This window comes from Paenibacillus amylolyticus (assembly GCF_003719335.1).
Lineage (GTDB): Bacteria > Bacillota > Bacilli > Paenibacillales > Paenibacillaceae > Paenibacillus > Paenibacillus amylolyticus_D.
Genome location: NZ_RIAS01000001.1, coordinates 437,483 through 451,395 on the forward strand (window position 1 = coordinate 437,483; position 13,913 = coordinate 451,395).

At 46.2% G+C, this 13,913-nt stretch carries 15 protein-coding genes and 1 other annotated feature; of the genes, 1 reads left to right on the forward strand and 14 read right to left on the reverse strand.

Annotated features, from left to right (window positions below):
* Positions 1 to 5: 5 nt before the first annotated feature.
* Both EC604_RS01995 and lspA read right to left on the reverse strand, forming a co-directional pair.
* Positions 6 to 908, reverse strand: a complete 903-nt coding sequence (locus EC604_RS01995; RefSeq protein ID WP_240036643.1) for an RluA family pseudouridine synthase — start codon at positions 906 to 908, stop codon at positions 6 to 8.
* 52 nt (positions 909 to 960) lie between these two features.
* A complete protein-coding gene (gene lspA / locus EC604_RS02000; RefSeq protein ID WP_090923795.1) occupies positions 961 to 1,455 on the reverse strand; it encodes a signal peptidase II in 495 nt (164 codons plus the stop codon).
* A 236-nt stretch (positions 1,456 to 1,691) separates the two neighbouring features.
* On the opposite strand from lspA, the gene EC604_RS02005 reads away from it, so the two are divergent.
* Entirely contained in the window at positions 1,692 to 2,429 is a 738-nt protein-coding gene (locus tag EC604_RS02005; protein ID WP_123062515.1) for a TraR/DksA C4-type zinc finger protein, read from the forward strand.
* 34 nt (positions 2,430 to 2,463) lie between these two features.
* Here EC604_RS02005 and EC604_RS02010 read toward each other — a convergent pair whose 3' ends face one another.
* The 12 genes from EC604_RS02010 to spoIIGA form a co-directional block, all read right to left on the reverse strand.
* Positions 2,464 to 2,769 carry a DUF5665 domain-containing protein gene (locus EC604_RS02010; RefSeq protein ID WP_240036644.1) on the reverse strand — a complete coding sequence of 102 codons (306 nt, stop codon included), beginning with the start codon at positions 2,767 to 2,769 and terminating at the stop codon, positions 2,464 to 2,466.
* Between the two features lie 216 nt (positions 2,770 to 2,985).
* Complete coding sequence (gene ileS / locus EC604_RS02015) at positions 2,986 to 6,084, reverse strand: isoleucine--tRNA ligase (RefSeq protein ID WP_123062517.1); 3,099 nt, start codon at positions 6,082 to 6,084, stop codon at positions 2,986 to 2,988.
* Between the two features lie 111 nt (positions 6,085 to 6,195).
* Positions 6,196 to 6,487 (reverse strand) — a binding site (T-box leader).
* A 57-nt stretch (positions 6,488 to 6,544) separates the two neighbouring features.
* Positions 6,545 to 7,054: a DivIVA domain-containing protein gene (locus EC604_RS02020; protein ID WP_090923744.1), complete on the reverse strand. Its 510-nt coding sequence runs from the start codon at positions 7,052 to 7,054 to the stop codon at positions 6,545 to 6,547.
* Between the two features lie 239 nt (positions 7,055 to 7,293).
* Positions 7,294 to 8,076: an RNA-binding protein gene (locus EC604_RS02025; RefSeq protein WP_123062518.1), complete on the reverse strand. Its 783-nt coding sequence runs from the start codon at positions 8,074 to 8,076 to the stop codon at positions 7,294 to 7,296.
* A 15-nt stretch (positions 8,077 to 8,091) separates the two neighbouring features.
* Positions 8,092 to 8,355: a YggT family protein gene (locus EC604_RS02030; RefSeq protein ID WP_090923796.1), complete on the reverse strand. Its 264-nt coding sequence runs from the start codon at positions 8,353 to 8,355 to the stop codon at positions 8,092 to 8,094.
* A 16-nt stretch (positions 8,356 to 8,371) separates the two neighbouring features.
* Positions 8,372 to 8,839, reverse strand: coding sequence for a cell division protein SepF (locus tag EC604_RS02035; RefSeq protein ID WP_090923746.1), 468 nt, complete (start codon positions 8,837 to 8,839; stop codon positions 8,372 to 8,374).
* On the reverse strand, positions 8,830 to 9,531 hold the full coding sequence (locus EC604_RS02040; protein ID WP_123062519.1) for a YggS family pyridoxal phosphate-dependent enzyme: 702 nt from the start codon (positions 9,529 to 9,531) through the stop codon (positions 8,830 to 8,832). The genes EC604_RS02035 and EC604_RS02040 overlap by 10 nt, the downstream gene beginning before the upstream one ends.
* A 6-nt stretch (positions 9,532 to 9,537) precedes the next feature.
* The gene (pgeF, locus tag EC604_RS02045) at positions 9,538 to 10,437 is read right to left on the reverse strand and encodes a peptidoglycan editing factor PgeF (RefSeq protein WP_123062520.1); all 900 of its coding nucleotides are present in this window, start codon (positions 10,435 to 10,437) and stop codon (positions 9,538 to 9,540) included.
* Between the two features lie 54 nt (positions 10,438 to 10,491).
* Positions 10,492 to 10,884, reverse strand: a complete 393-nt coding sequence (locus tag EC604_RS02050) for a YlmC/YmxH family sporulation protein (RefSeq protein ID WP_240036612.1) — start codon at positions 10,882 to 10,884, stop codon at positions 10,492 to 10,494.
* Positions 10,885 to 11,104: 220 nt separating this feature from the next.
* Complete coding sequence (sigG, locus tag EC604_RS02055) at positions 11,105 to 11,887, reverse strand: RNA polymerase sporulation sigma factor SigG (RefSeq protein ID WP_110898501.1); 783 nt, start codon at positions 11,885 to 11,887, stop codon at positions 11,105 to 11,107.
* Positions 11,888 to 11,998: 111 nt separating this feature from the next.
* Positions 11,999 to 12,721 (reverse strand): RNA polymerase sporulation sigma factor SigE, encoded by a 723-nt coding sequence (gene sigE / locus EC604_RS02060; protein WP_090923750.1) that lies wholly within the window; start codon positions 12,719 to 12,721, stop codon positions 11,999 to 12,001.
* Positions 12,722 to 12,732: 11 nt separating this feature from the next.
* Complete coding sequence (spoIIGA, locus tag EC604_RS02065) at positions 12,733 to 13,722, reverse strand: sigma-E processing peptidase SpoIIGA (protein ID WP_345789247.1); 990 nt, start codon at positions 13,720 to 13,722, stop codon at positions 12,733 to 12,735.
* Between the last annotated feature and the right edge of the window lie 191 nt (positions 13,723 to 13,913).

Genomic DNA, 13,913 nt, shown 5'->3' on the forward strand with positions numbered 1-13,913 from the left:
AAAGGTCAGCGGCTTCTCAGCGAAGCGAGTACATCCTCCATATCCTGCGGAATCGGTGCACTAAATTCCATGTATTCTCCTGTAGAAGGATGCACAAAACCAAGTGTTGCCGCGTGCAGAGCCTGTCCATTCATTTTGATACCCTTGTTCCGCCCATATGTTGGATCACCGACAAGGGGATGACCAATAAATTTCATATGCACCCGGATCTGATGAGTACGTCCTGTCTCGAGCTTCAACTCGAGCAAGGTGTAATCGTTGATGCGCTCCGTCACTGTAAAATGAGTCACCGCATGTTTGCTGTTGCGTTCGGTGACTGTGTACATTTTACGATCATTCGTGTCCCGTCCGATCGGTGCATCGATGGTCCCTTGATCATGACCGAGATGCCCATGAACGAGTGCGATATAACGTCTGTTCACACTGTGTTCCTTCAACTGGGCAGCTAGTGAAGCATGCGCACGATCGTTTTTGGCCGCCATAATCAAGCCTGACGTATCCTTGTCAATCCGATGTACAATCCCTGGACGCAGTTCTCCGTTAATACCAGAAAGATCCTTGCAATGATACATTAGAGCGTTCACAAGTGTACCTGATGTATGTCCCGGTGCAGGGTGTACGACCAGTCCTCGCTGTTTGTTAATGACAATCAGATCACTGTCTTCATAAACCACTTCAAGCGGGATATCTTCTGCAATGATCTCCACCGCAGCAGGTTCTGGAATCTGTAATACGATCCGATCCCCTTCTGACAGCTTCGCGTTGGCCTTCACTAGAGAACCATTAACCGTAACTGCCCCATCTGCAATCCATAGCTGAACTTGCGAGCGAGACACATTATCTAAAGCATCTGTAATGTATTTATCCACACGTTCCTTCTTATGTTCAGCGGCAACGATCCATTCCATACGTTCCTCACCGTTAAATTGCTCATCGTTATTACGTTGTTCCTCATTCGAATTACTCATGATGCTCATTCCCTTCAATCTTCGCGGCCGCTTTTTCACGACGTCCTTCCAATAATGTCTCCACAATAATCAACGCTACCCCGATACAGATGGCCGAGTCAGCAATGTTAAAGATCGGGAACGTGTAACTCCCAAAATTAAGCTGCACAAAGTCTACAACTTCCCCCGTCAACGCACGGTCAAGGAAGTTACCAATTGCTCCTCCAAGCACAAGGCTAAGCGCTACGGGCAACAACTTGTGCGGAGTATCTTTTACTTTTTGCAAATACCAAATCAAGGCGACAACCACAATGATGGTCACCACAATAAAGAACCAGCGTTGATCCTGTAGAATACCAAAGGCCGCACCTGAATTTCGATGGGAAGTGATGACAAAAAAATTGCCAATGACCGGAATTTCTTCTCTAAGCTCCATCCGGGTAGCAATCAGGTACTTTGTTCCCTGATCCACTAAAAATACGATAAAAGCAAGGATATAATACACCACGTTTGTTGTCACTCCGTTCTTGTCTTTTCCAGCGATACCAAGCATTCGCCAGACTTATTTATTGTAGCACAGCTATTCAGAGATCGTCCATGACGTGGCAAACGTGCGAAGCAGTATCGGCCTTGAGGGGCTTGGAAAAAACGATAACATTTGCCTACTGTAATCCTGCTTCAAAAGGTACATCCTAGAATGGAGACAAACAACCGGATTCCAAGTGGAATAGAAAGGGGAAAGCCATGTCACATTTCACAGCCGAACAAATGCAATCTTTGCGTTCCCAGCTCTTGTCTGACAAACAGGATATCGAACACCGGCTATCAGAGAACCAGCATTATGGCTTGGGTGATTCTTTAAAACTGCAGACTGGTGAACTGTCACCGATTGATAATCATCCTGGTGATCTTGCCACAGAGGTATATGAACGAGAAAAAGATATCTCCTTACTGGAGCATGATGAATTTCAACTCGAACGTATTGATTCCGCCCTGCATTTGATCGAAGAAGGTCATTACGGTACATGCGCTGTCTGCCAGCAACCGATCCCATACGAGCGTATGGAGGCCGTCCCATACACAAAGTACTGCAAAAAGCATCAACCGGAAACCGTTGTTTCCGAAAATCGGCCTGTGGAGGAAGAGTTCCTCGCCCCATCATTTGGACGTACCAGTCTGGACGAGCGGGATGATCAGAATGGTTTTGACGGCGAAGACGCCTGGCAGATCGTAGAGAGTTGGGGCAGCTCGAATTCCCCGGCAATGGCGGAAAACGGTGATATCGACAGCTACGATGTGATGGCTATTGAAGCTACGGAAGAGCTGGACGGCTTTGTTGAGGCTTACGAAAGCTTTGTCGCAACGGATATTTATGGCCACGATGTTTCTATTGTACGTAATCGTCAGTACCGACAGTATCTTGAGAATGGTGAGGGCTTAGGATTACTTGAACCAGACTCAGAGGATGATGACACGTATTGAGTGTACAGGTGAGTAATCTAAAGGCCTTTATTTTTCAGTACGTATTCATATCAAGCTGTCTTTGTACGATTCGTACAATATCAGCAATATAATCTCCGACGATGGGTAAATTTAACGCACCGAGAACCTGTAACACATAGATAATGGTAGCCGCGAAAAAAGTAAATCCGATGGCTATCCCTACACCTCTGGCTGCGCCGGACAATAGATTTAGCCCAATTAGCTTCCACGGTCGATTCAGCAATTCAGTATATTGTGCAATACGTGAACGTTCCAGCTCATTGGCAAGCCGATTGGTTAACGTATGTAATTCTTCAATTTTATCATGCGGTGTATCCATCTTTGCCATTTCCGCTGTTGCGGTTGAACTGGACTCAGCTGACTTATCCTGTTTGTTCATGTTTCGCTCCAATCCTTGCATGAATTTCCCTAAAAAACTGCACAATTTAATCATTGCCTGATCTATGGAAAAACAAACAAAAACAAATGAGCCCAGCTTCAGGATTTGCTTCCTTAGCTGTGGCTCATTTATTTTAACCTTATTTATTCTTGTTCATTACGCTTGAATATAGATTCCGATGCCTTTGCCTCCGGCTTCCACTTGCTCCATGCCATCCGCTTTACCAAATGTCACGTCAGTCACCAGTACATTTTCACGCAGAACATCGTCAAATGCTTCAATTGCTGCTTGAAGATCGGCATCCACATCCAGCGTCAGGCGCACTCTTTTCTCAATTGGCAGATCCAGACGTTTGCGGGTATCCTGTACCGCCCGAACCACTTCACGAACCCAGCCTTCTTGCTCCAGCGCCGTTGTGATTTCTGTGTTGAGGGCTACCGTCAAACCATAACCGGATGCGGAAGCAAAGCCCGATTTAGCTTGTTTCTCAACGAGCAACTCCTCATCCGTCACCTGCAGTTCCTCTCCTTCCGGAGAAACGACGTTGAATGCACCTTCTGCTACCACTTTACGGGTCTCATCCGCCGTCATGCCTTTGAACAGGTTTTGCAGGAAACCTACGTTTTTGCCGTATTTTTTACCTGCAACCTTAAGGTTCAGCTTGAGTGTAAAATCAACAAAATCGGCATCGTTGTGCTCTGTACGGATTCCTTTGACGTTGATCTCTTCCTTGATGATCTCTTCATAACTTGCCAGATCGAAGCCTTTGTCAAGGGAGACAATCAATTCGGACAATGGCTGACGCGTTTTGATACCTGTCTCGTTACGAACGTTACGCGCAAGCTCAACCACACGACGAGCTGTTTCCATATCTTGCTCCAGAGCCGCATCGATTAATGCTTCATTCGCTACAGGATAGTCATCCATATGCACACTTTCGCCAGTTGTCAGGTTCAGGTAAATATCCTCAGCCAGCATTGGAGTGAATGGCGCAACCAGCTTCGCTGTAGTCAGGAGCACTTCGGTAAGGGTACGATACGCATCCAGTTTATCCTCTGTCAAACCACTTCCCCAGAAGCGATCTCGGGAACGGCGGATATACCAGTTACTGAGCTCATCTACAAAGGCTTCGATCGCCTTGGAAGAATTCAGGTAGTCGTTCACAGACAATGCTTTTTCTACCACAAGGATCAGGCTGTTCAATCTGGACAGAATCCAGCGATCCAGTTTGTGAGCAGACACTTGGAATGGATGTTCCTGAGGATCGAATCCATCGATGGTTGCGTACAGCGTCAGGAATGCATGAGTATTCACCAGCGTATCCACCATTTTGGATTTCGCTTCCCCTACGATGCCTTTAGAAAAACGTTTGCTGTTCCACGGTGCACTGTCAGACAACAACGCCCAGCGGAATGCATCGGTACCGTACTCCTCAATGACTTCCCATGGATCGATAACATTGCCTTTAGATTTGGACATCTTTTGTCCATTTTCGTCCAGTACGTGTCCTGTTGCCATAACAGCTTTATAAGGCGCTTTGCCTGTCAAAAGTGTAGATACGGCGAGCAGGCTGTAGAACCAGCCACGCGTTTGGTCAATCCCTTCACAGATCATATCCGCCGGATATTGCTGCTCAAATACTTCTTTATTTTCAAAAGGATAATGCTGTTGCGCAAACGGCATGGAGCCGCTGTCGAACCATACATCAATGACTTCTGGCGTCCGCTTCATTTCATATTTCCCACAAGAGCTGAGCACCTTTACTTCATCCACATACGGTTTATGCAACTCCAGATTTTCAGGCACATCGCCTACGGCACGCGCACGTAACTCAGCGATGCTATGAGGAGCAAACTGTTCGCCTGTCTCTTCACACACCCAGATGTTTAGCGGTGTTCCCCAGTAACGGTCACGGCTGATGTTCCAGTCCACGAGATCTTCGAGGAATTTACCGAAGCGACCTTCACGCACATGACCCGGATACCATTCCACTTCACTGTTGTTGGCAATAAGCTGATCCTTGATCGCTGTTGTCTGGATAAACCAGCTGTCCATTGCGTAATACAGAAGTGGAGTATCACAACGCCAGCAGAACGGATAACTGTGCTCGTATTTCTCTTTGCTGAACAAACGGCCATTCTCGGACAAATATCTTACGATATCAATGTCGCAATCTTTTACAAAGCGGCCTGCAAAATCAGTCACTTCTGCCACAAACTTACCTTCCAGATCAACCATGTTTACAAAACTGATGCCATTCTCGCGACATACACGGTAGTCATCTTCACCATGTGCAGGAGCCAAATGAACGATACCCGTACCGCTTGCATCCGTTACAAACCCTGCACCAAGCACGATGTTTGTTTTCTCAGCCTGTACGTAGTTAAATGGCGGGCTGTACGTTTTACCGACGAGGTCTGCACCTTTCAGTGAACCGATGATCTCATACTCGCCTTTGCTGTCTTTCATAACTTTCTCCACCAAGTTCGTCGCCATGATGTACACTTCATCATTTTGACGTACACGAGAGTAGTCCATTGCCGGGTTTACAGCAAGTGCAACGTGAGAAGGCAATGTCCAAGGGGTCGTCGTCCAGGCCAGCACGAATTCGCCGCTGTCATCCAGCTTGAATTTTGCTGTCGCACTCAGATCTTTAACGTCCTTATAGCCTTGTGCAACTTCATGAGAACTTAATGTTGTCTGACAAGAAGGACAGTATGGGCTTACGCGGTGACCACGATACAAGAGACCTTTCTCATGAATCGTCGCCAGGATATTCCATACACTTTCGATGTAGTTGTTATCCAGTGTGATATATGGGTTATCCATATCCGTCCAGTATCCGATGCCTTCGGTCAAATCACGCCATTGCTGCTCGTATTCAAATACACTGGCCTTACATTCGTTAATAAACTTCTCCACGCCGTAATCTTCGATCTCCCACTTGTGGGAGATACCCAATTTCTTCTGTACTCCAAGCTCTACCGGTAAGCCGTGTGTATCCCATCCCGCTTTACGCACAACGCGGTAACCCTTCATCGTGTTGTAGCGTCCAACAAAGTCTTTAATTACACGGCCAAGCACGTGACCGATATGTGGTTTACCGTTCGCTGTAGGCGGGCCTTCATAAAAGACGAAGTTTGGCTTGCCTTCCCGGTTCTCAATGGAGCGTTTGAACGTATTCTCCGTTTTCCATTTATTTAATACACGTAGTTCTCTTTCACGTGCTTTTTCTTTGACATCCACTCGTTGCATGCTGTTCAACTTCCTTTCTTTTGTTAAGATGAATCGAATGTAAAACATACACTATCGCAGCTCATAGATTCCGCTCACCGTTTTGGGACACAAAAAAAAACCTCGTCCCTGGAAAGGGACGAGGTTCTGCTCGCGTTACCACCCTAATTCTGTTCATCACAAACCACATTCAGGTCACCCTGAGTATGCTCTGTCATCAACAGCGCTTAAGCCCCACTAAACTGACGCAGGGTACCGTTATAACGTACGGTTTACGGTTCAGCTTACACACGGCAATGCATTCACCGCTTCAGCGTCACTTCTCCGGGGAGATATTCGGCTATAACTCATCCGTTGGTTTGCACCAGACACCAACTCTCTGAGGGATGAGATCATAACGTACTGAGCCCGTCATGGAATCACTATTCAATATGAATATAGTTATAGCTTCTTTGCCCGCAAAAGTCAACCAGGCGGCAGACTAATAAATTTCTTTCATCTCCCGCTCACGGTCACGCACTTCCTGCTCACGGCTCTCCAGCGCTTCCCAGCCATCCTGTGTCAACAGTTCAAGCTGAGCTTCAACCAGCGTGCGGAAACGCGCGCGATAGATGGATGCCTGCTTCTTCAGTTCTTCCACTTCCAAAGCAATCTTACGGGACTTGCCAAGCGCTTCGTTAACGATGCGGTCTGCGTTTTTCTCTGCTTCCTTCACGATTAACTGCGCTTCCTTCTTCGCGTTATTCTTCACATCGTCAGCAGCTTCCTGCGCAATAATGATCGTTTTGCTCAGTGTCTCTTCAATGGTAGCAAAATGATCCAGCTTCTCCTGAACGGACAGCAACTGATTGCTCAGCTCCTTGTTCTCGCGAATGACGCCTTCGTAATCTTTGATGACTTGATCCAGGAATTCATTGACTTCATCCTCGTCATACCCACGCAAGCGTCGAGAGAATTCCTTGTTATGTATGTCCAGCGGCGTTAATGGCATGCTGTCCACCTCCTGTAAAAATTCCTTCTCACACTAGAGAAGGTTTGCAGCATATGGGTTCCACCCAAGGGGCCGTACGAAAGAAACCTGAATTGGCAACTCTATACGGAGTGCAGAACCTGCTCTCACGATCTGCAGAGATCCGCATCTTGTACTTTAATGTATATCGGAAACACCGGATATTTTTTTACCTTTACGTTTAACATTTCGACAAGAATTCGGATTATCCTGCAATAACATCAAGCAAATTTACCGATCTTTACCCGGCAACGTCCCTTTTTGGTCATCCCATCCTGTTCAAGTACCTTAAAACGACCAAATCCTTGAATGGATACCACATCTCCTGCCTTAAGCGGCTTGGAGGGGTCTTCCACCACTTTCCAGTTCACTTTACAGCGTCCTGCTTTAATTGGAATCAGTACTTTACTTCGGCTTAATCTGTGCACATCTGCACAGATGCCATCCAGTCGCATCGAAGCAACGGTAATATCTATAGTGTCCAATTTCGTCGCAGACCATTTCATCTGATTCAATGGCAGTAGTTCAGTGAATACGTGTAATCGGTGCACCTGATTCAATTGAAGCGATAAAAAAGCGCCGGTCTCTGCTGCCACTACAGTATGGCAGCCATGCTCCAGCACTTGAATATCTCCAATCTTGCCTCGTTTCATCCCGAGACCGAGCAGGGAACCCATATAGTCCCCGTGCTCCAGTTCCGAGATTTTCTGATCGTCAGACGTAATGCTAAGGACCTGCATCCCCATATCTTCTTCATCCAGATACCGATAATCAGGCGCAATCAATGCACGCTTGCGTTCAGCGGCTTCATATCCGCCATCAAAACGAACCTGAACGTCTTGGCTGCGATTGACCAACGATTGCAGAATAAACACCTGTCTTGGATCAAGAAAGTCGGTGAGCTTCGTATCATGAACCTTGCTCGCCCGTTCAACCCAATCGGTAGCTTTATCTACAAAGTCCCGCTCATCATGGCTAAAATGTTCGTACATATTACCACTCATCTATGTCACCCTAACCTAAAATGTCAAATACTGAACGATAGAGAGTAACCCGACAAGCGCCAGTCGAAGAACGAGCAACGCGACAATCGGGGAAATATCCAGCACACCGAACAGAGGCGGAATAAACCGGCGGAAAGGACTTAAGTAAGGCTCTACAAATTTGCCTAACAATTCACCGATGAAGCTCTCCCGTGCATTGGGAAGCCATGACATCAATATGTAGACAATAACCATGTAAAAATAAATCTGGTATAGCGTACCCAATATACCTTCAATCATCTGATACAAAAAAGGCTCACCTCATTCTGTTATAATCTTGCTCGCTGTCAGCCAGTATCTCCGTAATGGTTCCCTGAATTTCAACCGTATCTGGCGTACAGAGAAAAATGTTGCCGCCAATTTTAGATATACCGCCGCCTAATGCATATACCGTGCCGCTCAGAAAATCGATCACACGTAAAGCCTGATCCTGACGGATTCGTTGCAGATTCACAACAACGGTACGATGCGACCGCAGATGGTCGGCAATCTCCTGTGCTTCGTCATAAGAACGAGGCTCATAAAGGACAACTTTTACATTTTTCTGGGAATGAATGCTAACCACATTATTACCCCTTTGGTTTCTACGTTTATCAAGTGCAGAGGTTTCATTTTCCTGCTGTTCAGGCTCGTGTTCTTCCTGTGCAGCAAGGCGCTCCCGCTCTACAATCTCTTCCTCTTCCTGAAGTCCCAGGAAATTCATAAATTTATTCATTACGCCCATCGTGTTCCCTCCTCTTTTCCTACGAGAATTGATCCAAGCCGCACCCAGGTTGCTCCTTCTTCAATGGCCACTTCGAAATCGTTGGACATGCCCATGGACAACTCGGTAATAGGCTCTGCTGTCAATGCTTGTCCATTCAAATCATCTCTCAGCTCACGCAAACCTCGAAATACAGGACGCGTCAACTCTGGATCTTCCTCATGAGGCGCCATTGTCATCAGACCAATGACCTTAAGGTTGTTGAACGATTGAATATCCTTCAGAAAAGAACTTGCCTGTTCAGGCTGCAGACCATACTTGCTCTCTTCGCCTGAAATGTTCACCTGCATAAACGTGTTCACCTGAATTCCAAGTGAAGCGGCTTTTTTATCCAGCTCTTTCGCAAGTGACAAACGATCCAGTGAATGGATGCACGCAAACTTGCCAATGACGTCTTTCACCTTGTTTGTCTGCAAATGACCAATAAAGTGCCACGTGCCCTTCTGTCCGAAGGCTTCCCATTTCGCCTGTGCATCCTGCCAGCGATTTTCTCCAATATGCTCAAGACCATGATCCAGCACAGCACCCGTCGTTTGTAATGAGACATATTTCGTGACCGCAATCACATTCACATCCTCAAAAGGGCGGTTACTGCGCTTACACGCATCTTCAATCTTCTGATTTACTTGTTGTATACGTTCCTCCAATGACACAGAGGATCACCTCTCTTCCAGCCCAATCCAACTTGCCATTCTTCCCGTTACCCCATTTTCCTTACGATAGGAGAAAAATAGTTCGGGATGACAACTTGTACACCATGTTGTACATTCGATATGATCCGGCAATATTCCTGCTTTCATCATAATGTGTCGATTACATTCTTTCAAGTTTAACATCGTTTTTCCGTTCGCAGCAGGTGTATATATGCGCTTGGAAGCAGAAGGATTGTATTCATCATTACCCCGGGGTTCATCCAGCCAAACCCGAACATGCTTCATAACAGCCTCATCCACTTCATAACAGCAATCGCCAATGGAGGGGCCAATAGCCGCCCGAATGTCCTCTCTCCGGCTTCCATACTCCCTTTCCATCGTTTCCACCATAGAGACGGCGATTCCCGCCACAGTCCCTTTCCATCCTGCATGAGCAAGACCTACAGCCTGATTCACCGGATCATAGAAATATAAGGGAACGCAGTCAGCATAAAACGAAGTCAGTAGTACACCAGGCACGTTGGTCACCAGCCCGTCTGTATCCTGCAATGCGGATTGACGATCCAGCAGTCCTCTGCCTTTGTCGTCAGCTGTAATGACAGCTACCGCTTTACCATGCACCTGTTCTCCACAAGTCCATGCTTCCGGCGGGAAAGCAAGCTTCTCCGTCACGAGACGGCGATTACGCAGCACTGCCTCGGCATTATCCCCAACGTGATATGCACAATTAAGCGTAGCGTAAGGTTCTTGACCAACGCCGCCATGTCTGGTTGTAAATCCAACTTTTAACTTGTCATACAGGTGTTTCCAAGATTCAATATATAATAACAGCGGATCTTGATCACCATGATACGTTTTCTCTTCTATATCCTTCAAGACATCTCTGTTCAATACAAAGGGTTCCATTCTTCATCACCTCACAACTTCCAGTTTACCAAATGCGGATGCATTCTGTCTCCTTTATATCGTTCTTCGTTGACTCCGATCCAGCCGTTCCAATCGTTCGGTACGCTCCGCGCGGCCCTGTTGCTGCTCATCATATAACCTTGCTTCCCGTTCACGCTCATCATAAGCTTGTTCTTTCACCTCATCCATTTTAACCAAAATGACATCCGAGCCAATCTTCACAATATTTCTCCAAGGTATAATCAGATCTGTCCCTCCTCCAAACAACCCCATAAAACGGCTGTATCCTGGAACAACGATGGCTTCAATTCGCCCCTGCTTAAGATCCAGTTCCAAGTCACTGATCTGGCCAAGACGTTTGCCGTCCGTAATATTTATGACATCCTTTGTTTGAAAATCGGAGATTTTCATGCCTCGTGACGTTGACTCATTCGTGTTCACTCTCATTCTCCCCGCCCCCTGTTTACAGCTCATCTGCCCGTTCAGCATGCCTCTATACCAATATATGTTCTGTAGGCGAAAAATGTCCTGTTTTTCGCTTGTTTATTACAAAGCCAACTCGGACAAAAGTACACTGGACTAGGGGGAGACTTCCCTTCCTTTTGCACAAAAAAGACGATCAATGGAATGATTCTCCGACTGATCGCCTTTCTTGTTTAATGTCATCCTACGATTTCACATGTTTCTGCATCTGCTGTATAGCTGATTTCTCCAGACGTGAAACCTGAGCCTGCGATATTCCGATTTCATCCGCCACTTCCATCTGGGTTTTCCCTTCAAAAAAGCGCATCGACAAAATCATCTTTTCCCGTTGACCGAGACGGTGCATCGCTTCCCGCAATGCGATCTCTTCAATCCAGGACACATCCTTGTTTTTGTCATCACTGATCTGATCCATCACATAAATCGGGTCTCCCCCGTCGTGATAAATGGGTTCAAACAGGGATACCGGATCTTGAATGGCATCCAGTGCAAAAACAACATCTTCCTTCGGTACGTTCAGTGCCTCCGAAATTTCAAATATCGTCGGTTCGCGTGAATTTTTATTCGTCAGGCTGTCACGAACCTGAAGTGCCTTATAGGCAATATCCCGTAGTGACCGGGATACCCGAATCGGATTATTGTCACGCAGATACCTGCGAATCTCACCGATAATCATCGGTACTGCATAGGTTGAAAATTTGACATTTTGGGATAAATCAAAATTATCAATGGCTTTCATCAGGCCGATACATCCAACCTGGAACAGATCATCGACAAACTCCCCCCGATTGTTAAAACGCTGAATGACACTGAGTACCAAACGCAGGTTGCCATTCACTAATTTCTCTCTTGCTGAGCGATCATGGTGCTGCTGAAGGGAATGAAATAATTCCCGCATTTCAATATTGGTGAGAACAGGCAACTTTGCGGTGTCCACGCCACAAATCTCGACTTTGTTTCGGGTCATCGTGATTTACCTCCCAAGGAGAAACATTAATGTACATTATCTCCGGGGCAGGCTTTTTTATTCGTCGTTGGCACCCTTGCCAGTAATACCCAATCTTCTTTTCTCATGGGATCAAACCATTTTGTTGAACTCTTTTCGAAGCCTCTTAATGATTCTTTTTTCAAGCCTAGAGATATAGGATTGGGAGATTCCAAGCAGATCTGCCACATCCTTTTGCGTCTTTTCTTCCCCATCCGTCAAGCCAAAACGAAGCTCCATAATCATTCGCTCGCGATCGGTCAGTTTTTCCAGCGCCTTATGGAGCAGCTTGCGATCTACCTGTTCTTCAATATTTCGATAGATTGTATCGTTCTCGGTACCTAGCACATCGGATAATAAAAGCTCGTTTCCATCCCAGTCGATGTTCAGTGGTTCATCAAAAGAAACTTCTGTACGAATTTTACTGTTACGCCGCAGATACATCAAAATTTCATTTTCGATACAGCGCGAAGCGTAGGTCGCGAGCTTTATTTTCTTTTCCGGATCAAATGTATTTACAGCTTTGATCAGTCCGATTGCACCTATGGATACCAGGTCCTCGATGTTAATCCCTGTGTTCTCGAACTTACGTGCAATGTATACCACCAAACGCAGGTTACGCTCGATTAACATGGCACGAATCGCCGAATCTCCTGACGATAACTTCTGTAGCAAGTACTCCTCTTCTTCCCGTGTCAATGGAGGTGGAAGTGCCTCACTTCCCCCAATGTAATAGATCTCTTCACTTTTCAGCCCAAACAGGAACAACAAACGATAATATTGTAGCTGGGCAACCAGTTTCCATTTCACAAGCATGTAGGTTCCTCCTATACCACATTCAGCGGCTTTTCTGTGGGTTCTGCGGATTGAGCCTTAGACTGCGCAGAAGCAGCTTCTTGCACCAGTTCAGGATGAATTACGGCCTGATATTTCCCATCCGACGACAAAATGCCCCCATCCAGCCCAATCAGAACTTTTGTCGTCACATAATCTGTTCCGTCCATCGTCACTTTAGCCCGATCCGGCCTGATCGCCAGCATAAATGCTGTTCCTTTATTAATCCCCCGATAAGGAACCAAGCGCAGACGATCCTGCCAACGAAAATGATTCTGATCCAGTTCCATGATGAGATTTTCCGGTGATTCGTGTTTCAGTCTACTGTTCCATGAATCAGGCAACATCGCTTGCCACAATGAAACCTCCATAACCATCACCGGCATCCGTGACAAGGGATCTGTAAGTTGATTTCCTGTATCCAGAAGGCCTGTACAAGACACAACAACCTCATCGATGTAAACCTCAACTTGACCAAGGTAAGTGGTCATGCGATCTGATTTACGTTTGGCCCCTTGCACAATTTTGAATAAAATGAGCACCGCGAAGAATACAATGAAAGTAAACCAGAACGCAATCTTCAGATCAAACGACATGCCGCCAGATGCTGTGAACCAGATGCCATTGAACAGTTCTCCTGAGCTCTGAAGCATATAATGCACACCCAGGATGCCTCCAGCTGCCACAAAATTAATGACATAAAATGTACCCAGCGTCCTCACAAAAGCCTGCAGTCCCTTATATCCAAACGCGATACTCAACATCACAAGAGAAAAACCAAACTTGATCAAAAACGTGAACAGGAAATCAAACTGCGGTACAAACATCATCACGACGTATAACGCGCCAACGATAGCCGATAACAGCCATCTCCACCAGACCAGCTTCGTTTGGCGCATCCAAGCCGTCAATCCAATGAGCGCTCCATCCATACATAGGTTTGTCAAAAAGATCAAATCGACATATACAACCACGCTCTTCACCTGCCTGCATCCAACCATCGAAACGAATAAACGAATGGTTACAACGAACCTCACATGCCTTTAGATTGAATCAATCCTACATCCTTCCGATTGAATCAATTTCACATGCGTCAGATTGTATCGATCTCACATAGCTCAGACGGAAACAACCCAAATGCTTCGAATTGAAACAACCTAAATGCTTCGAATTG